22 protein-coding genes are annotated in these 24,087 nt (G+C 66.9%); 12 read left to right on the plus strand and 10 right to left on the minus strand.

Annotated features, from left to right (window positions below):
- Positions 1 to 41: 41 nt before the first annotated feature.
- A complete protein-coding gene (locus Hhyl2_RS13830; protein WP_483551352.1) occupies positions 42 to 263 on the plus strand; it encodes a DUF7535 family protein in 222 nt (73 codons plus the stop codon).
- Here Hhyl2_RS13830 and Hhyl2_RS13835 read toward each other — a convergent pair.
- Positions 260 to 1,255, minus strand: coding sequence for an ornithine cyclodeaminase family protein (locus tag Hhyl2_RS13835; protein ID WP_483551353.1), 996 nt, complete (start codon positions 1,253 to 1,255; stop codon positions 260 to 262). The genes Hhyl2_RS13830 and Hhyl2_RS13835 overlap by 4 nt on opposite strands.
- Before the next feature lie 105 nt (positions 1,256 to 1,360).
- Here Hhyl2_RS13835 and Hhyl2_RS13840 point away from each other — a divergent pair, with 105 nt between their 5' ends.
- Positions 1,361 to 2,185 carry a hypothetical protein gene (locus tag Hhyl2_RS13840; RefSeq protein WP_483551354.1) on the plus strand — a complete coding sequence of 275 codons (825 nt, stop codon included), beginning with the start codon at positions 1,361 to 1,363 and terminating at the stop codon, positions 2,183 to 2,185.
- Positions 2,186 to 2,546: 361 nt separating this feature from the next.
- Here Hhyl2_RS13840 and thsB read toward each other — a convergent pair whose 3' ends face one another.
- Together thsB and Hhyl2_RS13850 are read right to left on the minus strand one after the other, a co-directional pair.
- A complete protein-coding gene (thsB, locus tag Hhyl2_RS13845) occupies positions 2,547 to 4,223 on the minus strand; it encodes a thermosome subunit beta (RefSeq protein WP_483551355.1) in 1,677 nt (558 codons plus the stop codon).
- Positions 4,224 to 4,396: 173 nt separating this feature from the next.
- Positions 4,397 to 4,786, minus strand: coding sequence for a DUF7383 domain-containing protein (locus Hhyl2_RS13850; protein ID WP_483551356.1), 390 nt, complete (start codon positions 4,784 to 4,786; stop codon positions 4,397 to 4,399).
- A gap of 86 nt (positions 4,787 to 4,872) precedes the next feature.
- Between Hhyl2_RS13850 and Hhyl2_RS13855 the strand changes: the two genes are divergently transcribed.
- Together Hhyl2_RS13855 and Hhyl2_RS13860 are read left to right on the plus strand one after the other, a co-directional pair.
- On the plus strand, positions 4,873 to 6,846 hold the full coding sequence (locus Hhyl2_RS13855) for a DUF460 domain-containing protein (protein WP_483551357.1): 1,974 nt from the start codon (positions 4,873 to 4,875) through the stop codon (positions 6,844 to 6,846).
- A gap of 93 nt (positions 6,847 to 6,939) precedes the next feature.
- Positions 6,940 to 8,076: an ATP-binding protein gene (locus tag Hhyl2_RS13860; RefSeq protein ID WP_483551358.1), complete on the plus strand. Its 1,137-nt coding sequence runs from the start codon at positions 6,940 to 6,942 to the stop codon at positions 8,074 to 8,076.
- On the opposite strand, the gene Hhyl2_RS13865 is transcribed toward Hhyl2_RS13860, so the two are convergent.
- Together Hhyl2_RS13865 and Hhyl2_RS13870 are read right to left on the minus strand one after the other, a co-directional pair.
- Positions 7,981 to 8,181, minus strand: coding sequence for a DUF7470 family protein (locus Hhyl2_RS13865; RefSeq protein WP_483551359.1), 201 nt, complete (start codon positions 8,179 to 8,181; stop codon positions 7,981 to 7,983). The genes Hhyl2_RS13860 and Hhyl2_RS13865 overlap by 96 nt on opposite strands.
- Before the next feature lie 38 nt (positions 8,182 to 8,219).
- Entirely contained in the window at positions 8,220 to 8,630 is a 411-nt protein-coding gene (locus Hhyl2_RS13870; protein ID WP_483551360.1) for an SCP2 sterol-binding domain-containing protein, read from the minus strand.
- Between the two features lie 81 nt (positions 8,631 to 8,711).
- On the opposite strand from Hhyl2_RS13870, the gene eif1A reads away from it, so the two are divergent.
- From eif1A to Hhyl2_RS13890, 4 genes are all read left to right on the plus strand, one after another.
- Positions 8,712 to 9,056, plus strand: a complete 345-nt coding sequence (eif1A, locus tag Hhyl2_RS13875) for a translation initiation factor eIF-1A (protein ID WP_483551361.1) — start codon at positions 8,712 to 8,714, stop codon at positions 9,054 to 9,056.
- A gap of 33 nt (positions 9,057 to 9,089) precedes the next feature.
- Complete coding sequence (gene rio1, locus Hhyl2_RS13880) at positions 9,090 to 10,016, plus strand: serine/threonine-protein kinase Rio1 (protein ID WP_483551362.1); 927 nt, start codon at positions 9,090 to 9,092, stop codon at positions 10,014 to 10,016.
- Positions 10,017 to 10,074: 58 nt separating this feature from the next.
- Entirely contained in the window at positions 10,075 to 11,577 is a 1,503-nt protein-coding gene (locus tag Hhyl2_RS13885; protein ID WP_483551363.1) for an HTTM domain-containing protein, read from the plus strand.
- 70 nt (positions 11,578 to 11,647) lie between these two features.
- Entirely contained in the window at positions 11,648 to 12,196 is a 549-nt protein-coding gene (locus tag Hhyl2_RS13890; RefSeq protein ID WP_483551364.1) for a KH domain-containing protein, read from the plus strand.
- A gap of 1 nt (position 12,197) precedes the next feature.
- On the opposite strand, the gene Hhyl2_RS13895 is transcribed toward Hhyl2_RS13890, so the two are convergent.
- Positions 12,198 to 13,436, minus strand: coding sequence for an outer membrane protein assembly factor BamB family protein (locus tag Hhyl2_RS13895; protein WP_483551365.1), 1,239 nt, complete (start codon positions 13,434 to 13,436; stop codon positions 12,198 to 12,200).
- Positions 13,433 to 14,746, minus strand: a complete 1,314-nt coding sequence (locus Hhyl2_RS13900) for an outer membrane protein assembly factor BamB family protein (protein ID WP_483551366.1) — start codon at positions 14,744 to 14,746, stop codon at positions 13,433 to 13,435. The genes Hhyl2_RS13895 and Hhyl2_RS13900 overlap by 4 nt, the downstream gene beginning before the upstream one ends.
- Positions 14,747 to 14,999: 253 nt before the next feature.
- Here Hhyl2_RS13900 and Hhyl2_RS13905 point away from each other — a divergent pair, with 253 nt between their 5' ends.
- The 4 genes from Hhyl2_RS13905 (at position 15,000) to Hhyl2_RS13920 (ending at position 20,178) form a co-directional block, all read left to right on the plus strand.
- Positions 15,000 to 15,974, plus strand: coding sequence for an AAA family ATPase (locus tag Hhyl2_RS13905; protein WP_483552032.1), 975 nt, complete (start codon positions 15,000 to 15,002; stop codon positions 15,972 to 15,974).
- A 45-nt stretch (positions 15,975 to 16,019) separates the two neighbouring features.
- Positions 16,020 to 16,946, plus strand: coding sequence for a DUF7351 domain-containing protein (locus Hhyl2_RS13910; RefSeq protein ID WP_483551367.1), 927 nt, complete (start codon positions 16,020 to 16,022; stop codon positions 16,944 to 16,946).
- Between the two features lie 155 nt (positions 16,947 to 17,101).
- Positions 17,102 to 18,787 (plus strand): thermosome subunit alpha, encoded by a 1,686-nt coding sequence (thsA, locus tag Hhyl2_RS13915; RefSeq protein WP_483552033.1) that lies wholly within the window; start codon positions 17,102 to 17,104, stop codon positions 18,785 to 18,787.
- Between the two features lie 455 nt (positions 18,788 to 19,242).
- Positions 19,243 to 20,178: a lysostaphin resistance A-like protein gene (locus Hhyl2_RS13920; RefSeq protein WP_483551368.1), complete on the plus strand. Its 936-nt coding sequence runs from the start codon at positions 19,243 to 19,245 to the stop codon at positions 20,176 to 20,178.
- Positions 20,179 to 20,477: 299 nt separating this feature from the next.
- Here Hhyl2_RS13920 and Hhyl2_RS13925 read toward each other — a convergent pair whose 3' ends face one another.
- From Hhyl2_RS13925 to Hhyl2_RS13935, 3 genes are read right to left on the minus strand one after another with little or no spacing between them, the layout of a single operon-like run.
- The gene (locus Hhyl2_RS13925) at positions 20,478 to 21,728 is read right to left on the minus strand and encodes an ABC transporter ATP-binding protein (RefSeq protein ID WP_483551369.1); all 1,251 of its coding nucleotides are present in this window, start codon (positions 21,726 to 21,728) and stop codon (positions 20,478 to 20,480) included.
- The gene (locus Hhyl2_RS13930) at positions 21,721 to 22,764 is read right to left on the minus strand and encodes an ABC transporter ATP-binding protein (RefSeq protein ID WP_483551370.1); all 1,044 of its coding nucleotides are present in this window, start codon (positions 22,762 to 22,764) and stop codon (positions 21,721 to 21,723) included. Before Hhyl2_RS13930 ends, Hhyl2_RS13925 begins: the two co-directional genes overlap by 8 nt.
- The gene (locus tag Hhyl2_RS13935; RefSeq protein WP_483551371.1) at positions 22,761 to 23,945 is read right to left on the minus strand and encodes an ABC transporter permease; all 1,185 of its coding nucleotides are present in this window, start codon (positions 23,943 to 23,945) and stop codon (positions 22,761 to 22,763) included. Before Hhyl2_RS13935 ends, Hhyl2_RS13930 begins: the two co-directional genes overlap by 4 nt.
- Between the last annotated feature and the right edge of the window lie 142 nt (positions 23,946 to 24,087).

Consider the following 24,087-nt stretch of genomic DNA (forward strand, 5'->3'; position numbering starts at 1 on the left):
CGTGGCATAGGCTTATTGCCATTTCCGGCGAATATCGAAGTATGGCAGACGATACACCCACTGACGAGGAGTCGACAGACTCGATCCTCCCCGAACCGCTCCGGACCGTGACGCCGCTCTCGCGGAACCGCCCCGATCAGGAGATGGACGTCTTCGGTTGGGGGATGTTCCTGACCATCGTGATCCTGCTGGTCCCGCTGCTCCCGTTCATCGTCATCGTCTGGCTGATCTCGAAGGTGACGGAGTCGCTGGCACCGAACTAGGTCGTCTCGGTCCCGACGAGTTCGAACTCGGTGCCGTCGCCGGCGTCACGGGCGTTCGTGTAGGCGACGTGGGCGGCGGCCACGTCCTGGATCGCCAACCCCGTCGAGTCGAACAGCGTGATGCCGTCGCCGCTCTCGCGACCAGCGATGTCGCCGGCGACGATCGAGCCGAGTTCGCCGTAGATGTCCTCGTCGTCCAGCACGCCCTCGCTCCAGGGGACGTTGATCTCGCCGGAGTGGGTACACTGCTCGTAGTCGTCGATGACGAGTTTGGCGTCCAGCAGCGTCCGGTCGTCGTGTTCGTGTTTGCCGGCGGCGTCAGCACCGATGGCGTTGACGTGGGTCCGCTCGCCCAGCCACTCGCGCTCGACGATGGGCGACTCGACGGGGGTGATCGTCGAGAGGACGTCACAACCCGCGGCGGCCTCGATGCTGCCCGGCCGGACGTCGAAGCGGTCGCCGAAGTGGTCGGCGAAGGCCCGCTGGCGCTCCTCGTTGCGGTCGGCGATGACCACCGTCTCGATGTCCCGCACCGTGGCGATGGCTTCCAGTTGCGTATACGCCTGGGTGCCGGCACCGACCAGGCCCAGCGAGCGGGCGTCCGGAACCGCCAGGTGATCGGTCGCGACGGCGGCCGCGGCGCCGGTCCGGAGGCGCGTCAGGACAGTGCCGTCCATCACCGCGAGCGGGAACGCCGTCTCCGGGTCGGAGTAGATGAGCGTCCCCAGCACCGTCGGCAGGTCGTGGTCGCTCGGATTGTCCGGGTGGACGTTGACCCACTTGACCGCCGCGGCGTCCCAGTCGCCGGCGTGGACGTAGGCCGGCATCGACCGGAAGTCGCCGTTGTATTCCGGTAAGTCGATGTAGGACTTGGCGGGCATGATGGTGGTCCCGCGTGCGTCGGCGGCGAACGCGGACGCGACGGCGTCGACGACCGCGGGCAGGTCGGCGTGTGTCTCGACTGCGTCGGGACCGAGCAACAGGGTCTGCATGTCGGATGCTGGCACCCGATGGCACTTATCTGTCTCCCCTGGGATCCTTCGAAGGAACGAAATATCGGGCGAGCCGTTATGCGTCTGGACGCCCCAGCGTCGGGTATGGACGATGGGCGCCGCGTCGTTCTCCTCGCGCTCTGTCTCGCCCTCGCGGGGTGTGGCGGGCTCGTCGGTGATTCGGGGCCGCCGGAGACGGTCACGCCGGCACCGGTCCCGACCGACGACCCCGAACCGGTCGTCCTCGCGCCGGGGCTCACCGAGGCCGGTGTCACCGACTCCAACGCGCTGGCGCGGGCCCACGTCGTCTCCCTCTCGAACCGCTCGTACACGGTCGAACACCGGCGGCTGGTCGAGACCACGAACGGGACGGTCCGGTTACGCCAACGGACACGGGCCGAGATCGCCACGGGATACGACACCTACCGGGCGATCCGGACCGTCACGGGTGTGGCTGTCCCCGACCGCATGATCAGGACGCGGTGGGCGGACGGTCGTGCGGTCCAGTGGACGACCGAGAACGGGACGACCGACCGCCGGATCGTCGCCGACAGCCGCGGTATCGGCGGTCCGCCGCTTCCGCCCCGTGACGCACTGTTCTTCGATCCGACGTACAACCAGCGCATCCGACTGCTGTTCTCGGGCGTCCACGTCATCGACGTCTCCCCGACCAGCGAGGAGGTGATGCAGATCCAGCAGGCGCCGCTGTACCGGATCGCGACCGACGGCGCGACCGACCGCGAACAGATCCCGGTCGTCGGTGCCGAGCGCGTCGGCGGGGTGGGCTTCACCGCGACGGTGACTCCCACCGGGATGGTCCGCTCGTACGCCGTCCAGTACACCGTCATCCGTGACGGCGTCCAGTTGCGGGTGACCGAATCAGTGCGCTACACCGATGTCGGGACGACGACGGTTCCGACCGAGAAGTAGTTCCGTCGTAGGAAATCAGTAATACGTCGCGTAGTATCCCCGTTCGAGCCGGAAGATCTGGTCCCTGTAGCTGAGATACCAGTCCCCGGGGCCGTCGTACATGTCCGGACCTGCCGTGCCTGCTCGTCGCTCATGGTTCGGGTGGACGCAGCGATCGCCGGGCGAGTCAAAACAGAGAGAAGTCGGTCTGTGAGCGGTGCGGAGGCGGTGGGGAGGCCAAGCATCCGCGGCCGAAGGCCGCGGTTCTCGGAATCGCAAGCGAACGGCGATGCCGTGAGCGCTGCGATTCCGCCTTTTTCCCCAAGTTTTTACGCGGGGGTCGAGCGCTCGCGAGTGCGAGGCCCTCGCGTAAAAAGTGGTCTTACATCATGCCGCCCATACCGCCGCCCATGCCGCCCATGCCGCCGGGGGCGCCACCGGGCGCGCCGCCCTCGTCCCCGTCACCGGAGGTCGAGAGGTCGCCAGCGGCGATGATGTCGTCGATCTTGAGCACAAGGTTCGCGGCCTCGACCGCAGAGGAGAGCGCCTGGCGCTTGGCGTGGGCCGGCTCGACGACGCCGGTCTCCAGCGTGTCCTCGACGTCGCCGGTGAAGACGTTCAGGCCGGCGCTGACATCGCCGTCCTCGTGAGCGGAGCGCAGGTCGACCAGCGTGTCGATGGAGTCCAGACCAGCGTTCTCGGCGAGGGTGCGCGGGATGATCTCCAGCGCGTCGGCGAAGGCCTCGACGGCGAGTTGCTCGCGACCCTCGACGGAGTCGGCGTAGTCACGCAGGCGTGCAGCGACCTCGACCTCGGGGGCGCCGCCGCCGCCCAGGACCGTGCCGTTGGCGACGGTGCTGGCGACGACGTCAAGTGCGTCGGTGACGCCGCGTTCGAGCTCGTCGACGACGTGGTCGGTCGAGCCACGGAGCAACAGGGTGACACCGTGGGCGTCGTCACCGCTGCCCTCGACGTAGAACAGGCCCTCGGCCTCGTCGCGCCGGATCGAGCCCTGGCCGACGTCGTCCTCGCTGGCGGAGTCCAGGTCGGAGACGATGCGAGCGCCCAGGACCTCCTTCAGGAACTCGATGTCGGACTTCTTGGCCCGCTCGACGGCGAGGATGCCCTGCTGTGCGAGGTAGTGCTGGGCCATGTCGTCGATACCCTTCTGACAGAAGAGGACGTTCGCGCCGGTCGCGGCGACTTTGTCGACCATCTCCTTGAGCTGTTCTTCCTCCTTGTCGAGGAAGGTCTGGAGCTGGCTCGGGTCGTCGACCGAGAGCTGGGCGTCGACGTCGGTCTCGTCCAGTTCGATGGCCGTATCGACCAGCAGGACGTCGGCGTCGTCGACGTTCGTCGGCATCTCCTCGTGGACGGCGTCCTTGTCGACGACGGCGCCTTCGAGCAGTTCGGAGTTGCCGGCGGAGCTGCCGGTCTGGGTCTCGATGTTGAGGTACTCCAGGTCGGCGACGATGGAGCCGTCCTCGGCCTCGACGGTGACGGCGTTGACCGCGTCGACGATGAGCTGGGCGAGCAGCTCCTTGTTGAGCTCGGCGCCCTTGCCGGTCATCGAGGTCTCGGCGACCTTGCGGAGCAGTTCCTCGTCGTCGGGGTCGACGTCGGTCGAGATGTCGGCGATGATGTCCTTGGACTCGCTCGCGGCGAGGTCGAAGCCCTTGATGATCGCCGACGGATGGATGTCCTGTTCGAGCAGGTCCTGTGCATTCTTCAGGAGTTCACCGGCGATGGCGACGGCGGAGGTGGTACCGTCACCGGCCTCGTCCTCCTGGGTCTCGGCGACCTCGACGATCATCGAGGCCGTCGGGTTGTCGATGTCCATCTCCTGGAGGATCGTTACCCCGTCGTTCGTGACGGTGACATCGCCCATCGAGGAGACGAGCATCTTGTCCATCCCTTTCGGACCGAGTGTCGATCGAACGGACTCGGCGACCGCGCGAGCCGCAGAGATGTTGTGTTCCTGTGCAGATTTGTCCTTCATCCGCTGGGAGTCCTCTCCCAGGATGATCATCGGCTGTCCCTGCATTTGACGCTGGCTCATAATCAGACGGAGATTGTATGTGGTTCTATATAAAAGTAGGTGTTCTGGCCGGGCACGACGACGACCGGCGCTGTACTACAGACTCCAGAAACCACGGTACTACGGTGGTTTCACGCTCGAATCGTGCCATCCCATCACACGCATTCGGCTGGCACAGAACTGGCGTTTAAATACTATTCCACGGGCTCTTTCCAGTGGACGATGGCCGTCCCGACGACGAAGGCATCCGTGCCGTCGGCGTTCCGGCGGAACTGGAGCGTGTTCTCGCCCTCGTGGAGGCGGGCGGGGACGACGGTGTCCATCCAGTACTGCCAGCCGGTGCCGGTCGCGATGTCGAACCCGGAGAGGGCCTCGCCGTTGACGAGCATCTCGTGGTCGTAGTCACTGACGTCGTAGACCTGCATCTCGACGTAGGGGTCGACCGGCTCGGCGACCGGAACCTCGAAGGTCAGCTTGTCGGTGCGGTCGCCGACGAACTCCGCCCAGGGGACGTCGAGCGAGTCGGCGGACGGACCGAGGTGTTGCTGGAACGTACAGGTCGCGTAGTTCGCGCGGTGGGCCATACGCGGGACGTGGGGCGGGACCCTCAAAAAGGGACACCGAAGCCCCGCGGAACGGATTTATGGTCTCTGACCGCCTACGGCCCCCCGTGAATCGCACGGCAGCCCTGGACGCGGTGGTCTTCGGGGTCGACATCCAGAGTGGCGACGTGCGCGGGGACGCCCCCTCCTACGCGCTGGTGGTCTTCGACGGCGAGTCCGTCGAGCGGGACGTGGTCTCGCGACGGAAGCTCCGTCGCCGGATCGACGACGAGGCGCCGGCGATGGTCGCCACGGACAACATGTACGAACTGGCCGCCGACAAGGACCAGCTCGTCCACTTCCTGGGCCAGTTGCCCGACGGGACGCGGCTGGTCCAGGTGACCGGCGACGAGCGTCCGGAACCGCTCTCGCGGGTCGCCAAGCGCCACGGCGTCCCCTACGGGAAGGAGCCGATGCAGGAGGCCGAGGCTGCCGCCAGACTCGCGGCCGCGAACGTCGGCCAGGAGGTCTCGGCCTTTACCGACACCACGGAGGTGAAGGTCGCCCGCGGCCGCTCGACCGGCAAGGGCGGCTGGTCGGAGGACCGCTACACGCGGCGCATCCACGGCTCGGTCAAGACCCGCGCTCGCGAGGTGGAGTCGGCACTCGACGAGGCCGGCCTGGCGTACGACCGCGACGTCACCGAGAAGTACGGCGGCTTCTCGAACGCCGTCTTCGAGGTCCAGGCACGGCCGCAGGACATCCCGGTCTCCCGGAACCGGTCGGGCGACACCCGCGTCGAGATCGAGCGCGTTCGCCGGGACGGCATCGAGTTCCGGCCGCTCGCGAAGCGGCGGGACCACGTCGTCGTCGGCGTCGACCCGGGGACGACGACGGCCGTCGCCATCGTCGGACTCGACGGCGAGGTACTGGACGTCTACTCCTCGCGGACCGACGATACCGCCGCGACGACCGAGTGGATCATCGAACGGGGCCGGCCTGTCGTCGTCGCCGCCGACGTGACGCCGATGCCCAACACCGTCGAGAAGCTCCGCCGGTCGTTCAACGCCGCCGGCTGGGAACCTGACCGGGACCTCCCGGTCGACGAGAAGAAACACCGGACCCGAGAGACGGCCTACGACAACGACCACGAGCGGGACGCGATGGCGGCCGCGCTGTACGCCTACGACAGCCACGAGGATCAGTTCGACCGCATCGCCAGCAAGGTCCCGCCACAGCACGAGGTCGGCCCGGTCGTCGCCCGCGTCGTGGCCGGCGAGGAGTCCGTCGAAGCCGTCCTCTCGGACATCGAGGGTGACGACGAGGACGACGAGGAGACGACCAGCCACGAACCGCGCGAACTGAGCGAGGAGGAACAGGAGATTCGGCGACTCCAGTCCCGCATCGACCGGCTGGAGTCCCACGTCGAGGACCTCAAAGGGACCATCCAGCGCAAGGACGACCAGCTCTCCGAGAAGGACAAACAGCTGGAGAAGGCCCGCAGCGAAGGTCGCCGGGAGGTCCGCAAGGACCGCGAGGTCACCCGTCTCCAGCGGCGCAACGAGGCCCTGGAACGGGACCTGGCCGAAGAGCAGGAGAAGCGCGAGGAACTGGCCGACAAGCTCGACCGGCTGAAGGCACTCTGGAAGCTCGATCACTCGAACTTCGCCGACGTCTCGGAGAAACAGGAGGGGCTGGTGCCGGTCAAGGTCGTCGCACAGTTCACGCGGGCCGACATCGAGGACGCCGACGAGCGGTTCGGGCTCGTCGAGGACGACGTCGTCATGTTCCGGGACGCCTCCGGTGCCGGCCGCTCGACGGCGGAACTCCTTGCCGATATCGGCCCCCGGATCGTCCTCCGGGCGGGGAACCTCTCGGACGCCGCCGACGAGGTGCTGTTCGAGCACCGCATCCCCGTCGCGCCGGCCTCGATGGTGACGGTCCAGGAGGTCGACGAACTCGCCGTGGCCCGTGAACACGAGGTCGAGGCGGCCATCGACGACTGGGAGGACCGAGCCGAGGACCGCAAGCGCGAACAGAACGCCGAGATGGTCGACCAGATCATCAGTGAACACCGCGCGGATCGGCCCGTCGACGATTGAGTCCCGTCAACCGGAGTTTCGAGGGCTGTCGACGGTGTTTCGTGGTCTCTGCCGTAGGTAACGGTTATATCTGCCGTCTCCGTACCGGACAGTATGACGGGGGACCCAGCCTGGCTCTCGCGAGCCCTGGATACGCTGGACGACGTCTTCTACGTCTACGACGCGACCGACGGACTCGTCCACTGGAACCGTCGGCTCGAAGAGCTGTTCGACCTCTCCCCCGAGCAACTGGACGGCAAGGACCCGACAGAGTTCTTCGTCCCCGAGGACCGTGACTCGGTCGCTGCGGCCGTCGCCGACCTCTACGAGACCGGCGAGACCGTGGTCGAGGCCATCGCCGAGACGACGGAGGGACGGATCCGGTTCGAACTGTCCGGGCGGCTGTTGACCGACGACGACGGGACAGTCCTGGGGTTCGCCGGCGTCGGGCGGGACGTCACCGACCGGCGCGACGAGACCTGGCAACTGGCCCGCGAGAACGAACGGCTCGCGGAGTTCGCCGACGTCCTGGCACACGACCTCCGGAACCCCCTGTCTGTCGCGAACGGCCACCTGGCGCTGGCTCGCGCAGACGTCGACGATACGAGCGTCGACGCCCACTTCGACCGGCTCGCCAGCGCCCACGACCGCATCGAGGCTATCATTGCCGACATCCGACGCGCCGCCCGTGAGGGGGAACTGGCCACCGACCCACGGCCGGTCGAGCTGGCGACCGCCGCCCGGCGGGCCTGGGAGACGGTCCAGGCGCCCGACACCACGTTCGAATGTCTCGCGTCCGGCAGTGTCCATGCCGACGCACAGCGACTCCAGCGGTTACTGGAGAACCTGTTTCGAAACAGCGTCGAGCACAGCTCTCCGGGCACTCGGACGGAGTCCGGTGACAGCGCTGAACACGCCGCCGGAACGGTCCGACTCGCCGACACTGACACCGGGTTCGCCGTCGAGGACGACGGGGTGGGGGTTCCCGCCGCCGAGCGCGACCGGGTGTTCGAACCGGGCGTCAGTCTCGCCGACGGAACCGGTTTCGGGCTCTACATCGTCCGCTCTATCGCCCGCGCGCACGGCTGGTCGGTTGTCCTGACCGAGAGCGACACCGGTGGCGCGCGGTTCGAATTCGACTGTCGAGGTGGCGAGTCAGGAGAACCCGCCCATCCCACCGCCCATCCCGAAGGCGGCTACGAGGCTGGAGACGAGGCCGTAGACGACCAGCGAGAGGCCACTGACGACTAGTGCCAGTCCGGCGGCGACGAGGGGTGCCTGCGAGGCGACGAGTCCGATGCCACCGAGGGCGACGACGATACCGGCGATACCGACCGCGCCGAGCTTGTCGAGCATACCCCCACTCGGCGGGCGGGCGGAGAAAAGACCGTCGGTCAGTACTCGAAGGTCGTCTCGATGGCCTGTGCGGCGGCGACCATCTCGGCGATGGCGTCCTGACGGCGCAACAGCGTCATCGTGTTCCCCTCGACGTCGAAGGTCCCGTTCATCACCGACTCCGAGACGTCGAGGTTCCCCTGTAACAGTTCCTTCCAGGCGGCGTAGGGGCCGCGCAGCGCGAAGTCGTAGTCGTCGATTTCACCGACTGCGGCGTCGATACAGTCCCCGTCGTCGACGTCGACGACGAACGAGACGGGGTCGCCCCCGTAGGTGTCGTCGGCCCGGATCTCGAACTGGAAGGTCGCGACGAACTCCTCGGCGGCGGTCTCGAACCCGTCCCGTTCGCTGATTCGCTCGCGCCAGGCTGTGGCCCACTCGGGAGCGTCCTCGGGTAGTGTCACACTCATCGGTCGTCACCGTAGTCGTGACCCTCACTCATACTGTCAGAACAGTTCGGAGTAATCCGAATAAGAATTGTGATTGCCGGTTTGACCGCTACAGCGAAGTCGCCAGAAGTTAAACCTCCCCGGAACGAACGTGCGCGTATGAGCGACAACGACAGCCGAAAGGACCTGAGGATGCCCGAGGACAGCGAGGTGTTCGCGATCGTCACAGACATGCTGGGAGCGAATCGCGTCAAGGTACGCTGCATGGACGGGGTCGAACGCACAGCCCGGATTCCGGGCAAGATGCAGAAACGGATCTGGATCCGGGAGGACGACGTCGTGCTCGTCGAACCGTGGGACTGGCAGGACGAGAAGGCCGACATCACCTGGCGCTACGAGAAGCAGGACGCGGACCAGCTCCGCGAGGAGGGACACATCCAGGAGTAGCGACCGTATGACTCGACCAACGAGGGCCGACACGTGACAGAGGCGGAGTTCGGACTCCTCGACACCGACGAGGCCGAGACGCCGGGCGACGAGTGGGAGGAACTCGACGTCTCGGACACCGAGGCCGACCGCATCGCCCGCAAGCGGGACCGCGAGTTCAGCGAGTTCCGCAAGCGCATCAAGGACGCAGACCAGTTCAAGGTCGAGGCCAGCGTCTTCGACGACGCCACCTACGGCGCGCTCTACAAACTCGTCCAGGACGGCTACATCGACGCCTTCGGCGGCCCCATCTCCACGGGCAAGGAGGCCAACGTCTACACCGCGCTGTCGGGCGATCACGAGGTCGCCGTCAAGGTCTACCGCATCAACGCCTCCGACTTCACGGACATGCGGGGCTATCTCGACGGCGACCCCCGCTTCGAGGGGATCGGCTCGGACAAGAAGAAGGTCGTCACCGCCTGGGTCCGCAAGGAGTCCTCGAATCTCACGCGGGCCCGCCGGGCCGGCGTCCGCACGCCGAAACCGATCGCCGTCGAACGGAACGTCCTGGTCATGGAGTATCTGGGGACCGAAGAAGGGCGGGCTCGTAGGCTCAGCGAGGTCCACATCGAGAACCCCCAGATGGCTTTCGACGTCGTCAAGGAGTACATGCGACGGCTCTACGACGCCGGCCTGGTCCACGGCGACCTCTCTGAGTACAACGTCGTCTTCCACGAGGGCCAACTGTACATCATCGACCTCGGGCAGGCGGTCACCGTCTACCACCCCAACGCCGAGGAGTTCCTCGAACGGGACTGTCGCAACGTCGCGAACTTCTTCGCCCGGCAGGGCGTCGACGCCGACCCCGACGACCTGCTCGCGTACGTCCGGGAACACGCCACCCCGCGGGACGACGACGACACCGAGCGCGGCGCCGACGACGACGCGGTCGCGGCGGAGGACGACGCCGACGAGGAGTAACTCAAACTCCTCTCTGGGTCAGGCAAAACGCTAAGGGAGACACCTGTCGACTGGACGTATGAGCACCTGGCGCGACCGACTCCCCGACCGGCTGTGGGCTGGCGTCCGTCAGCGTGTCGCTATCGACACGCGGGCGCTGGCCGCCTTCCGCATCTCGCTGGGCGTGCTGTTGCTGCTGGATCTGCTGTTGCGGGCCCGAGACCTCCGGGCACATTACAGCGACCGCGGGGTCTTCCCCAGGTCGGCGGCCATCGAGCTCTACGACCCGCTGTCGATTCACCTGGCTGTCGGTGACGTCCCGCAACTCGCGGCGCTGTTCGCCCTGCAGGGACTGGTCGCGCTCGCCTTCCTCGTCGGCTACCGGACCCGACTGGCGACGCTGCTGACGTGGCTGCTGTGGTTCTCCCTGCACGCACGGTTCCCCATGGCGCTCAACGGCGGCGACACGCTGTTGCGCCTGTCGCTGTTCTGGTCGCTGTTCGTCCCGCTGGGACACCGGTTCTCCGTCGACGCGCTCCACCGCGAGGACCCGCCCGACCGGATCGCTTCGCTCGGGACCGCGGCGTTGCTCGCCCAGGTCGTGTTCATGTACGGGACCAACGCCGCGCTCAAGCACATGGGGACGGTCTGGCGGTCCGGCGACGGCCTGACCTACACGCTCCGACTCGGCCACTTCACGACGGCCTTCGGCGAGTTCCTCGGGACGCTCCCGCTCGTGACGACGGCGCTGGGATACACGGTGTTCGTCCTGTGGACGCTCTCGCCCGGCCTGCTCCTCCTGACCGGGTGGAAGCGTGCGCTGCTTGCCACTCTGTTCATGAGCATGCACGCGGGGATGGCCCTCTCGATGCATATCGGCCTGTTCCCGTTCATCGTCATCGCGGCGCTGCTGTTGTTCCTTCCCACGCCGGTGTGGGACCGATTACTGCCGACCGACCGGATCGACCGGCTCCGCCGAACTGGCGTCGAAGACCTGTTCCGCGCGCTCTATCCCACGTTCTCGACGCCCCACCGACTCGCCCGACTGCGAGCGCACCTCCGGGTCGTCGCCGTCGTCGTCATCCTCGTCTCGGTGCTGTTCGTCGGCGCGTTCAACGCCGAACGGCTGACGAACCGCTCGGACGTCGGCCCACAGGACACGACGCCCGAACCGCTGGAGAGCTACGGCGAGACGATGTATCTCACCCAGTACTGGAACATGTTCGCGCCCGACCCGCTCCGGAAGACGGGGTGGTACCGGCTGCCGGGGACCCTGGACAACGGGACCACCATCGACGTCGCCCGTGGCGGTCCGGTCACCGAGGAGCGACCGCCGGGGCTCGACGACCTCGCGACACAGTACCCGAACCAGCGCTGGCGCAAGTACATGAGCAACCTCCGGCAGTTCGGGTACGCCGACGAGCGCGAACTGTTCCTGCAGTATCACTGCGAGCGGTGGAACCGCACCCACGACGTCCCGCTCCGGGAGATCGAGTTCGAGTACGTCACGCTGTGGGTGACCGACGACGGGACCGTCCCCCAGGGGACCGACCACCTCGCGAGTCACACCTGCGGGGCCTGAGAACCGCTCGCAGGACGGTACTGACGCCGAAGTTTTAAACAGTCTGACCCTCTTACGGAAGCATATACTTATGCAACACGTGAAGATTCCGCAGGACCGGATCGGTGTTCTCATCGGCGAAGGTGGTGAGACGATGCGCGAGATCGAAGAGCGTGCGGAGGTCCGTCTCGACATCGACTCGGAGGACGGGTCTGTCAAGGTCGAGACCGTCGGCGACCCCGTCACGGCGCTGAAGGGGCCCGACATCGTGAAGGCCATCGGCCGCGGGTTCGCGCCCGAGGACGCCATGGCGCTGCTGGACGACGACATGATGATGTTCGAACTCATCGATATCGAGGCCGCCTCCCGCAACAAGAACGACTTCCGGCGCCAGAAGGGTCGACTCATCGGCGAGGGCGGCCGGACCCGCGAACTCATGCAGGAACTGTCCGGGGCCGCGGTCGTCATCTACGGCTCGACGCTGGGGATCATCGGCGGGCCCGAACAGGTCGACGCGGTGCGGGAGGCAGCCGAGATGCTGCTGGACGGCGCCCCCCACGGCTCGGTGTACTCGTTCCTCGAACGCAAGCACAACGAGATGAAACACAAGGGTCTGGAGTACCACCAGTTCACGGGCTGAACTACTGTTCTCCGAGGATCTGGACCGAGCCGCCGGTCGCGTAGAGACGTCCGCCCGACAGCGCTAGTTCCGGTGGAATCCGCCGTTGCTCGGTCGTCCACAGCTCGCTCCCGTCGGCTGCCGACCGCGCGGTGAGGCGGCCCTGAACGTTCACGTAGACGGTCGATCCTGCGGCGACCGGTGGGGAGGTGATCCCGTCGGGGGACCACGTCCACTGCTGACTCCCGTCGGCCATATCCAGGCCGACGAAGGTCACATCGTCGCGCTCGATGCCTGCGCCCGTGACGAGGGTCGACCCCGCGACGGCGGGCCAGTACGGCAGTGCGTTCCGCCCCTCGGACAGTTCGATGACCGTCGCCGCCCACCGCTGTTCTCCGGTGTCGAGGTGGATCGCGTGGACCACCCCGTTGCTGGCGGCGACGTACGCCGTCCTGGCGACGACCACGACCCGGCGCAGGACCCGAGCGACGCTGGCGAACCGGAACCGGCGACGACCCGTCGCGCGGTCGAACCCGACGAGTGTCCCCTCGGCGGTCGGGACGACGGCGGTCTCTCCTGCGACGGCGGGCGTCCCGGTTGACCGATCGAACCGGTGGCGCCACTGGACAGCTCCCGAGTCGAGATCGAGTGCCGCGATCGTCTCCCGGCCGGCGTAGACGGTCCCGTCGGCGATGATCGGGGACGACGTGACGCGCTCGCCGACCGACCACGACCAGCGCTCGGCACCCGTTTCGGCGTCCAGCGCCCTGACACCGTCGTTGCCAGCCCCGACGACGACAGTGCCGTCCGCAACGGCCGGGGTGCCGAAGATCGCGTCCACTCCCGGTGTGTGCCACTGCCGACGCCCGGATCTACTATCGAAGGCATGGACGCCGCCGTTATCGTCTGGGGCGTAGACGATCCCGTCGACGATTGCGGCGCTCCCGAGTTCCCCTTCACTGGCGCTGAGCCGTCCGACGACCGTCGGTTTCGACTGCGGTCCGGCCGTCTCGGGGACGCTGGCGCTGTTGCGCGATCCACGCCGGTGGCTCGGCCAGTCGGTTCCCGCCGGACTGGTCGACGCCGTCGGTGTCTCGGTGGCTGTCGGCCGCTCGCGTGTCGCCACCGGCGTCCGTCCCTCGGTGTTCGTCGTTGTTCTCTCCTCCGGCGACTGTAAGTCCAGACAGCCACCGACCGACCCGACGATACCGGCCGAGAGCGCCGTGAGGAACCGCCGTCGGCCGGCGTCGCCGTCCGTCATGCCGGCGGCTCCTCCGTCTGGACCGCGACCAACTGCCCGCGGACGGTGTAGAGGAGCGTCCCGCCGGCGACGACGGACTGGTGTGTGCTCTGGCCGGGTCCGACCGGTCCCCGAACAGTGCCGTCGGCGAGATCGATCCGGTAGTTACCGACGTACACGGCCTCGGGTGTCACCGTGGGATGGCCCCGGACAAGTCGTCCGATGTCGATCGTCCGACTCCAGCGGACCGTTCCATCCGACGGTGCCAGGAGCCGGACCGTCCCGTCCTGATCGGCGACGATCACGCCGGCCGGTGACCGGGCCGGACCGGCCGGAATCTCCGTGTCGACCGAGCGCTGCCACTGTGGGCTGCCGCCGTCACGGTCGAACGCCAGCATATTGCCGTTCCCGGTGGTGGCGTAGACTCGATCGTCGGCGACCGTCGCTGTCCGATAGCGACCGCCGTTGCCGGTACTGGTCCAGCGTTCCCGCCCGGTCGCGGCGTCGAGCGCGTACATCGTGTCGCCGGAGCCGACGTAGACGGTCCCGTCGGCGACTGCCGGCGTGGCAGCCATCTGTGTCCCTGTGTCGACGCGCCACCGGCGGCGACCGGTCGCCAGGTCGACCGCGACGACGGCTCCCTCGGTGTAGCCGTACTCGACGACGGCGTAGACGGTGTCGTCGACGATCGTCACCGGAACGTTCGGCGGATAGCCGATCTCGTGGGTCCACTGCTCGCTCCCGTCGCGCACCGAGACGGCGTGGATCTTTCCGTCGACCGAGCCGAACACGGCGGTCCCGTCGGCGACCGCCGGCGTCGCGTACACGTCGTCACCGACCGAGGCGCGCCACTGTTCGCTCCCGTCACGCCCGTCAAACGCGAGCAGTGCCCCTCCGTAGACGCCCATGAGGACGGTGTTGTCGACTACCGCCGGGCCGGCCTCGGGGAAGATGTTCGCGTCGATCTCGGCCCGCCACTTCGTCTCGGCGTCGGCCCCTGGTCCGGTCGCGTCGGCCGCGTAGGCGGTGTTCCCTGCGTCGTAGTACGCGGTCGGCCACTCGCCGACGATCTCACGGTTCGGTTCCGGCGTCGCGAACGGTGTGCGCGTCTCGGTCGGGTCCTGTGGGGCCGCTGTCTCGGACCGAACGCCCGGTGTTGGTGTCGGGGCTGGCGTGTCCCGTCGACTCGTCGGTGTTGCGGTCGTTCCCTGGACATCGCTCCGTAGACACCCGCCGATCCCCGTCGTCCCCAGTGTGGCCGCAACCGAGGACAGGAGCCGCCGCCGCGATATGCGCCGTGACTCGTCGTCCCCCTCACTGCTCGAACCCATGTTCCAACAATCTCACACCACGACTTCAGGGTTGGGTCGTGTGACGGCTACACGACCCGTCGACGGGGGGCGGATCACTGCTCGCCGGCCACCCGCTCTCGCTCTGACCACCAGGCGTAACATATAATTCTTTAGCCGAGAAAGGACCTCAAAGAACATCGTGCCAAACGATACCAGCACGCCCGGCGGCGGCACCGACACCGACACCGACAGTGGCCGGACCGTCTCGGAGGTCGTCGACAAACTCGAACGGATCCGGACCGACGCCGAGTCGGACACGTCGGTCACTGACGGGGTCCTGCTGGACCAACTGGCGGAGGTCGAGCAGCGACTCCTCTCGTTCGGGGAGGCACTGGGGGGTGCAGCAGAGGACGTGACCGACCTGCCGTTCACCGAGGAGGCGGGCTTAGACCACATGCCGGAACCGCTGTACGTCCGGCACGATACGGAGATGCTGAATCAGGTCACCTCCTGGCTGTTGCAGGACCAGCACATCGGGCTCGTCAGCCCGTACGGTAGCGGGAAGTCGGCGTTCCGCGAGATCGTCCTACGGGACCTGGGGAAACACGAGCGGTTCGTCGTCACCCATCTGGACAACCCCGGCGAGACCACGGCACGCAAGCTCTACCAGACCATCCTCACGGCGGGCTACTCGGCGGGTTACTCCGTCGACTTCGGCAACTACTCGCAGGTCCGCAACGGCATCCCCTGGGCGACCGCCGACGCCAAGCAGGCGGTCCGTGAGATCGTCCGGCGGGTCCGGGAGGACGACCGGACGCTGTTGCTCGTCGTCGACGAGATCGAGGTACTCGACGCCGACTTGCTCTCGCCGCTACAGGTGGCCGGTGACGCCGGCGTCCGCCTGTTCCTCTCGGGGACTCCCGAAGGCAAGCGCCGTGTCGCGGAGATCCGCGGAACGCTGGACTCACGGCTACGCTACTACGAGGGGATCGACCCCTTCTCGCCCAGCGACATCGCCGAGTACGTGGCCCGGTCGATGGCGTACTTCCGGGACGAGCCGTACGAGGGGCAGGCGCCGGACCTGTTCACCCGGCAGGCCATCGAGGACATCCACGAGCGCACCGAGGGCAACCCCCGCGAGGTCCGCATGGAGTGTCGGGAACTGTTCACGCGCGCGGCGTTCGTCTGGTACCGGACCGGCCAGGACATCGACCGTATCCAGATCACGCCCGAACTGCGCCACCGGCGGTTCGGGATGAGCCAGTGAGCGCGGCGAGACAATTTTGTCGCTGGCACGTGACCGTCTGAGCGGATGGTCGAGGGCCCGGATTGGCAGACGGCGACCGACGCGTTCTCGCGGCTCTCCAGCGAGCAGCGCGTCCGTATCGTCGAGGCGCTCGGGGCGGCCGCAGTCGAGACGCCGCCCGAGGACATCGTCTACGGGACAATCGACGGTTCGCCGGTCGGGCTCACGTACTCGGAGTTGCAGTCCGCGGTCGGCATCCGTGACAACGGCCGGTTCAACTACCACCTCGACGAACTGCGGGACACCTTCGTCGAGAAGCAGGGCGACACGTATCGGCTGACCTGGGTCGGACAGTACGCTTTCGACATGATCGCCCGGTGGTCCGCGGATACTGCCGACAGCGCGGTCCGCTCGTTTTCGAGCGCGTCGGCCTGTCTCGACTGTGGGACCGCGCTGGACGTCCGCTACACGACCGAGCAGTTGCTCTATATCGCCTGCCCGGACTGTGAGATCGGCTACAAGATGATGGGTATCCCGCCGCGTGCCATCGCGACGCGCTCGCCCGACCAGATCCTGGACATCGCCGACGCCTACGCACGCGGCTACGCCACGACTATCGCCCGGCGCGTCTGTGACACCTGTGGGGGTGACCTCGACTTCGGCCTGATGGGCGGCGAGGACTACGAGCAGGCGGCCAGCGACCGCCCACAGCCGGTCGCCGCCTGTCGCTGTCGGGTCTGTGGCCAGACCGGCTTCCCCACCGTGGGTGAACTGCTCGTCCCACATCCCGCGTACGTCGCGTTCTCCCAGGCCCACGACCGGGACCCCAGAGAGACGTACATCTGGGAACTCCCGGTCGCCGCCACGGGCGAGGCCGTCACCGTCTACCCCGAGACACCGCTCCGGGTCGAGGTGGTCGCCGAACTGGACGGCGACCGCCTGACGTTCACGCTGGACGGGGAGATGGCCGTCTGTGACGTGTGTGAGTCGTGACCGGCGTACCGGGTCCGTGGCCCGTATATAAACGGGTGCGTGTCATCGACTAACACATACGTCACCGCCCGACTGCGGTGCCCCAGCGACACCGGCACCAGTGGTTTTATATAGAAGGACAATCAATCATCGTCCTGACTATGGCTCAACAGCAGATGGGCAACCAGCCCCTCATCGTACTCTCCGAGGAGTCCCAGCGGACATCCGGCAAAGACGCGCAGTCGATGAACATCACGGCCGGCAAGGCCGTCGCCGAGTCCGTTCGGACCACACTGGGTCCGAAGGGGATGGACAAGATGCTCGTCGACAACTCCGGGTCCGTCGTCGTCACGAACGACGGCGTCACCATCCTCGACGAGATGGACATCGAGCACCCGGCCGCGAACATGATCGTCGAGGTCGCCCAGACCCAGGAGGACGAGGTCGGGGACGGCACGACGACGGCCGTCGTCATCGCCGGCGAACTGCTCTCGAAGGCCGAGGAACTGCTGGACCAGGACATCCACGCCACCATCCTGGCCCAGGGGTACCGTCAGGCCGCCGAGAAGGCAAAGGAAATCCTCGAGGAGAACGCTATCGACGTCGACGCCGACGACACCGAGACCCTCGAGAAGGTCGCCGGCACGGCCATGACCGGCAAGGGCGCCGAATCCTCCAAGGACGTTCTGGCCGAACTCGTCGTCCGCGCCGTCCAGTCCGTCGCCGAGGACGACGGCACGGTCGACACCGACAACATCCAGATCGAGACGGTCGTCGGCGGCGCCACGGACGAGTCCGAACTCGTCGAGGGCGTCATCGTCGACAAGGAGCGTGTCCACGACAACATGCCCTTCGCCGTCGAGGACGCCGACATCGCGCTGCTCGACACGGCCATCGAGGTCCCCGAGACCGAGCTGGACACCGAGGTCAACGTCACCGACCCCGATCAGCTCCAGCAGTTCCTCGATCAGGAAGAGGCCCAGCTCAAGGAGTACGTCGACAAGCTCGCCGAGGTCGGCGCCGACGTCGTCTTCTGCCAGAAGGGCATCGACGACATGGCCCAGCACTACCTCGCCCAGGAGGGCATCCTGGCGGTCCGCCGCGCCAAGAAGTCCGACATCGACGCGCTCTCGCGCTCGACGGGCGCCCGCATCGTCTCGAACATCGACGACATCACCGAGGACGACCTCGGCTTCGCGGGCTCGGTCGCCCAGAAGGACATCGCCGGCGACGAGCGCATCTTCGTCGAGGACGTCGAGGACGCCAAGGCCGTCACGATGATCCTGCGCGGTGGCACCGAACACGTCGTCGACGAGGTCGAGCGCGCCATCGAGGACTCGCTCGGCGTCGTCGCCGCCACGCTGGAGGACGGCAAGGTCCTGCCCGGCGGCGGTGCCCCCGAGACCGAACTCGCGCTCGGCCTGCGTGACTACGCCGACTCCGTCGGGGGCCGCGAGCAGCTCGCCGTCGAGGCCTTCGCCGACGCCATCGACGTCATCCCGCGCACCCTCGCCGAGAACGCCGGTCACGACCCGATCGACTCCCTGGTCGATCTCCGCAGCAAGCACGACGGCGGCGACGTCGCCGCCGGCCTGGACGCCTACACCGGCGAGATCGTCGACATGGAGGAGGACGGCGTCGTCGAGCCCCTCCGCGTGAAGACCCAGGCAATCGAATCCGCAACCGAAGCCGCAGTGATGATCCTGCGCATCGACGACGTCATCGCCGCTGGCGACCTCAAGGGTGGCCAGGGCGACGACGACGACGAGGAAGGCGGCCCAGGCGGCCCCGGCGGCGCACCCGGCGCCGGCGGCATGGGCGGCATGGGCGGCATGGGTGGCGGCATGGGCGGCATGATGTAAACCCACTTTTTGCAACTCCTTCGGGCGCTTCGCGCCCTCAGTCGTGCAAAAACCTGGGGAAAAATCGCGACTGCGCTCCCGTCGCGCGCCTCCGGCGCGCGGTGGTCGCTTGTCGCGGTCGAACCGGCGCGCTGCGCGCGCCGGATGCTCATCCCTGCTACCGCTCCGCATCGCTCGCTGACTTCTCTCCGTTTTCGCGCCGATAGTGGCTGGTACGGATTACTGGCCCAGTTGAAACCCTATTAATTGGACACTTCTGACGCTGAAACAGCCGTTAGGTTGGTGTGCGTATTGACCACCAGAACCTATGAACGTATTAGTATTTTTTCCGATCACCGTGCAAGATGCAGGGCGCATATCGTACGTTGGCATTTTGTGGGAATCCCAGTAACTGGTGTTTCCGGTTCTGAAACACAGGCTCTTGCTTTATTATAATAGATTGATACCCTATCCGTATGAAAAGTCGATTGAGAGCCGCAGGTAACCGGATATTCCGTGGAACCACCGATAGCCGTTTGCGTGCTTCTTGGCGAATCATCATCGCAGTTGGTCTGACATTTGTCGGTGCTCTGGGCGGCGTACTCGTGGTTCAGCAAGTGGCAATACAAGACCTGTTCGTCCCCCTTTTCGCACACCTGTTTGCCGTTATTGCTGTTCTCGCTACAGCCGGGCTTCTGGCTCGTTACATCGATCACCGACGATTCTCAGACTATGGATTTGCCCTCTCTTTCAGTTGGGGGCTTGAAGCAGTCGTTGGTGCTGTCATCGGCATTGGGCTTGTTGGTCTCGCTTTCGGCTTCGCTCACCAGCTTGGCGTGGTAACTACAGTGGAAACATTCTCAGCAGGAGACGCAGAAACGCTCATGACTGGGTTCGGAGTCGTCCTGCTCGGCTGGGTATTCGTCGGGTTGTGGGAAGAGACGTTGTTTCGCGGCCTCTTTCTCAAGAACGCTGCGGAAGGGCTGTCTGTTCGAGACCTGTCTCCAACGACGGCAGCACTCGGCGCGTGGCTGAGCAGTTCGCTCGTCTATGGATTCCTTCACGGCCCACTGGGATCGAATCCAGAAGAGATTTCGTTATTGTACGCGCTGGTCATGACATCTGTCATGGGCGGCCTTTTCGGACTGGCCTACCTTCTCTCGAACGAGCTCGCACTCCCGATCGGTTTGCACACGGGCATCAACTTCGCGGAGCAAAATCTCTTCTTTGGCCCGCCCGGAGCGGTTGGTCCGGCGATCTTGCGCACGGAGCACACTGTTTCCGGGGCTAGGCTTCAATTCCAGTCGCTTGACCCAGTCATCATCGTTCCAGTTTTCATCTGTGGCTATCTCCTCGTCGCCGGTTGGGCATATTTGCGGGATGGGACAATCTCGATCAAGCAGGGGAAGTAGTGACTGACGTCTATTCTAGCACGTAGATGTTTATTGTAGTTCCCTGTCGAAACCCCCCGGTCGGTGACTGAGCTTCACAAATCGTCCTGAATAGATTCTCTATATTTTGCAGGGCCTTTCTACTAAACTCCTGAGAGGTGATCACTGGGCGCGGTCAGTGAGTACCCTGTATTGACCACAACCGGGTACTGACTTGTCTCCTACTGAGGGTTTCCACAGAGTCGGAGTCCTGTCGTTTCGTCCCGGTATCGCCGACTGACGCACGGTCGAGCACCGGGACACAGCGCCAGGACTTAGTATCAGTCCTCGACGAGTGGATCGCCAGGCTCCGAGTCGTCGTAGCGGTGGCACTGGACCGCACAGCCGTCGACGGACGCCGTCTCGGGTGGTTCGCTGGCACAGACCGTCGGCGTCGCCGTCGCCAGCCGCTCGCGGGCGCGGTCACGGTCACCATCGACGAGAGCCGCCGCCGCGTCCGCGACCGCACGTTCGATTCCTTCGTGGGCAATACCGTCCGGCAGGTCGAACGCGTCGCGGACGGCGTCGGTGTCGTCGAGGCCGTCCGGGAGTGCGCCGGATTCGAGGGTGAAGCGGAACGCCGCGACGGCCTGCCAGGTCTCCGTCGGGAGGTCGACATCCTCTGGCTGGATCACGGCAGGACAGCGCGGGTGGAACCGACAGCCGCTCGGAGGGGCTGCCGGATCGGGCACGGTGTCGGTCAGCGGCCTGGCCAGTCCCCGCTCGGTGGGGTCCAGACTCGGCACGGAGTCGAGCAGGAGTCGCGTGTACGGGTGTGCCGGGTTCGACAGGACCGTGTCGGTCGGGCCGGTCTCGACGAGTTCGCCCAGGTACATCACGGCCACTCGATCACAGAACCGCCGGACGACGTCGATGTCGTGGCTGATGAACAGGATCGAGACGTCGAACGACTCACGGACGTCGGCCAGCAGGCCAAGTATCTCGGACTCGACGCGGGCGTCCAGCGCGCTCGTGGGTTCGTCGGCGACCAGCAGGTCGGGGTCGACGACGAGCGCGCGGGCGATAGCCAGGCGCTGTTTCTCGCCGTCGGAGAACTCGTGGGGGTACCGGTCCCAGTCCGACGCCGCCAGCCCGACCCGTTCGAGCAGGTCCGTGACGATGGCTCGGCGGCGCTCCGGCTCCGAGAGGCCGTGGAGGCCCAACGGTTCGGCGACGGCCTCGCCGACGGTCGTCCGGGGGTTGAACGCCTCGCTTGGGTCCTGGACCACGAGCTGGACGCGGCGCTGGAACGCGGACTCGGCGGTACCCGAGAGCGAACTCACGGGGTCGCTGTCGAACCGGACCTCCCCGCCGGTCGGGGATTCGAGGCCCAGGACCGTCCGGGCGGTCGTGGTCTTCCCGCTGCCGGACTCGCCGACCAGGCCGAGCGTCTCACCGCGCTGGACGTCGAAGCTCACGCCGTCCACGGCCCGGACGCGACCGACCTCCCGCCGGAGCAGTCCCTCGGTGACCGGGTAGTGTTTCTCCAGATCCCGGACCGCGAGCAGTGGCTCGCTGTCGCCCTCAGTCATCGGTCGCCTCCGACGGTGTCTGCTCCGCGGGCTCGTCGAGCCGTTCCCGGTCGCCGTCGGGCCCGTAGTGGACACAGGCGGCGACGTGCCCGTCGTCGCTGTCGGGGGTGACGGGATAGGCCGGAGTCTGGTCGCCGTCGGCACAGGCGTCGACGGCGTGGGGGCACTCCGCCCGGAACCGACAGCCGTCGGTCGGGAGGTCGTCGCGAGCGGGGCGGTCCGTCCGGCGCTCGAACTCCTCGTAGCTGTCCAGCAGCGTCCGGGTGTAGGGGTGTCCGGGCCGCTCGAAGACGGCTTCGACGGGGCCGCGCTCGACGATGGTCCCGCCGAACATCACGAGCACGCGGTCGGCCACCTCGGCGACCACCCGCAGGTCGTGGGTCACGAGCAAGAGCCCCATCCCGTCGTCGAGCAGTCCACGCAGGAGATCGAGTAGCCGGGCCTGGACGGTCACGTCGACGGCCGTCGTCGGTTCGTCGGCGATCAGGAGGTCCGGATCGGCCGCTAGTGCCGTCGCGATGGCGACCCGCTGGCACATCCCACCGGAGAACTCGTGGGGGTAGTCGTCGACGCGCGTCTCGGCGTCCGGGATGCCGACACGCCGGAGCAGGTCGACAGCCCGCTCGCGGGCCCGGTCGGCCGACACCGTTTCGTGGGCGGTGATCGCCTCGCGCAACTGTGCGCCGACGGTGTAGACGGGGTCCAGCGCGTGCTGTGGGTTCTGGAAGACGTGACCGATACGGTCCCCGCGGAGTGCTCGCTGGGCGCGCGCGGCGTCGACCGTCTCGCCGTCGAACCGGACGGTCCCCGAGACGCGCTCGGCCGGGGGACTGGGGACGAGCCCTGTCAGGGACTCGCAGGTGACGCTCTTGCCGCTGCCGGACTCGCCGACGACACAGACTGCCTCGCCGCGATCGACGGTGAAACTCACGCCGTCGACCGCACGGACGGTCCCGCGGTCGGCGTGGACGTACGTTCTGAGGTCCGTTACGTCGAGGAGGGGGTCGTCGGGCCGTGGTGGGGGGGAAGCAGTCATCGGTCAGGACTCCGTCGTGGGTCGAGTATGTCGCGGAGGCCGTCGCCGACGAGTTTGAACGCGACGACGAGCAGGGTCAGTGCGAGCGCCGGCAGCGTCGTGATCCACCAGACCTCGTGGGGGTGCATGTCCTCGGTGTGCAACCCCTCGGCGATGGTCGACCCCCACGAGTACAGCTCTACGTCGCTGAACCCGAGGAAGGCGACGCCGGCCTCTGCCAGTACCAGGATCGCGAAGAGGTGGAAGACGGCGGGGACGAGCGTGTTGGTCACGTTCGGGAGGACGTGACGCCGGGCGAGATACCGCATCGACGCGCCCTGGCTGCGTGCCAGGAGGACGTGGCCGGCCTCTCGGCGCTGGAGTACCTCGCTACGGACCAGCCGCGCGATACCACCCCAGCTCAACAGCCCGAACGTGAGCAACAACAGGAGCAGCGACGGGCCGTAGTACATGTAGCCGATGAAGTAGACGAACAGTGCCGGGATCGAGAGCTGGACGTCCACGTAGCCCATCAGGAGGTCGTCCAGCCGGCCGCCACGGAGGCCGGCGGCGACCCCGACGGCCGTCGCCAGCGGGACGATGAACGCGGCGGCGAAGACGACGACGTATGCCGCCGTCCGGGCGCCGTAGACGACCATGTACTCCATCGGGTGGCCACGGTGGTTGGTGCCGTAGGGGTAGTACGTCGAGCCGTGACAGTAGCGTGTGATGCCCTCGCCGACGGTCGTCTCGCCGTAACAGGCCGGACCGAACCGCTCGGCAGTGAAGCCGAGCGGGGGCTGGAAGGCGTCGACGAAGTTGAGTTCGGGCCGGCCGATCACCAGCGGGACGACCACGCCGAGCACGGCGAAGACCGCCAGCAGTGTCGTCCCGACGAGCAGGCGGGGCCGGGCCCGCACCGCACCGAGGAATCGGCCGATGATCTGCGGGCGCCGCCAGAGGGGGACGACGCCGTAGGCACCGAGCACCACGAGGCCGACCATCGCCGCCCAGTCGACGGGCAACACCTCCCAGGTCCCCACGAGGTAGACGTGTGCGACGTAGTGGTCGTAGAGGAAGAGGCTACCCACTGCGAGCAGGCCGACGAGCGCGACGGCGCGCTCGGCGGTGACTGAGCCGGTGCTGTCGTCGATCGTCTCCCAGTCGACACGCTGGAAGCGGGGACCGTCGGGCTCGGCCATGGAGGGTATGCCAACGCGTTGCACGGAGCAGTATAAAAGTACCTGTTCGGCCCGCCGTGGGCTTTTTCAGGGGCGTCGACGCAAAGCCGAGTGACGATGCCGCCCGCCTGTTTGCCCCCTCGCTCCGCCCCCGTGGAGCGGT

The organism is Haloarcula sp. H-hyl2 (genome assembly GCF_056934385.1).

Excerpts from the sequence above, each read along its gene's own strand:
- thsA (WP_483552033.1), top strand. The coding sequence starts at position 17,102 with ATGGGCAACCAGCCCCTCATCGTACTCTCCGAGGAGTCCCAGCGGACA.
- Hhyl2_RS13830 (WP_483551352.1), top strand. The coding sequence starts at position 42 with ATGGCAGACGATACACCCACTGACGAGGAGTCGACAGACTCGATCCTC.
- Hhyl2_RS13850 (WP_483551356.1), bottom strand. The coding sequence starts at position 4,786 with ATGGCCCACCGCGCGAACTACGCGACCTGTACGTTCCAGCAACACCTC.
- Hhyl2_RS13920 (WP_483551368.1), top strand. The coding sequence starts at position 19,243 with ATGAAAAGTCGATTGAGAGCCGCAGGTAACCGGATATTCCGTGGAACC.
- Hhyl2_RS13860 (WP_483551358.1), top strand. The coding sequence starts at position 6,940 with ATGACGGGGGACCCAGCCTGGCTCTCGCGAGCCCTGGATACGCTGGAC.
- Hhyl2_RS13840 (WP_483551354.1), top strand. The coding sequence starts at position 1,361 with ATGGACGATGGGCGCCGCGTCGTTCTCCTCGCGCTCTGTCTCGCCCTC.
- Hhyl2_RS13885 (WP_483551363.1), top strand. The coding sequence starts at position 10,075 with ATGAGCACCTGGCGCGACCGACTCCCCGACCGGCTGTGGGCTGGCGTC.
- Hhyl2_RS13865 (WP_483551359.1), bottom strand. The coding sequence starts at position 8,181 with ATGCTCGACAAGCTCGGCGCGGTCGGTATCGCCGGTATCGTCGTCGCC.
- Hhyl2_RS13890 (WP_483551364.1), top strand. The coding sequence starts at position 11,648 with ATGCAACACGTGAAGATTCCGCAGGACCGGATCGGTGTTCTCATCGGC.
- Hhyl2_RS13895 (WP_483551365.1), bottom strand. The coding sequence starts at position 13,436 with ATGACGGACGGCGACGCCGGCCGACGGCGGTTCCTCACGGCGCTCTCG.
- Hhyl2_RS13935 (WP_483551371.1), bottom strand. The coding sequence starts at position 23,945 with ATGGCCGAGCCCGACGGTCCCCGCTTCCAGCGTGTCGACTGGGAGACG.
- Hhyl2_RS13835 (WP_483551353.1), bottom strand. The coding sequence starts at position 1,255 with ATGCAGACCCTGTTGCTCGGTCCCGACGCAGTCGAGACACACGCCGAC.
- Hhyl2_RS13930 (WP_483551370.1), bottom strand. The coding sequence starts at position 22,764 with ATGACTGCTTCCCCCCCACCACGGCCCGACGACCCCCTCCTCGACGTA.
- Hhyl2_RS13910 (WP_483551367.1), top strand. The coding sequence starts at position 16,020 with ATGGTCGAGGGCCCGGATTGGCAGACGGCGACCGACGCGTTCTCGCGG.
- Hhyl2_RS13925 (WP_483551369.1), bottom strand. The coding sequence starts at position 21,728 with ATGACTGAGGGCGACAGCGAGCCACTGCTCGCGGTCCGGGATCTGGAG.
- Hhyl2_RS13870 (WP_483551360.1), bottom strand. The coding sequence starts at position 8,630 with ATGAGTGTGACACTACCCGAGGACGCTCCCGAGTGGGCCACAGCCTGG.
- Hhyl2_RS13900 (WP_483551366.1), bottom strand. The coding sequence starts at position 14,746 with ATGGGTTCGAGCAGTGAGGGGGACGACGAGTCACGGCGCATATCGCGG.
- thsB (WP_483551355.1), bottom strand. The coding sequence starts at position 4,223 with ATGAGCCAGCGTCAAATGCAGGGACAGCCGATGATCATCCTGGGAGAG.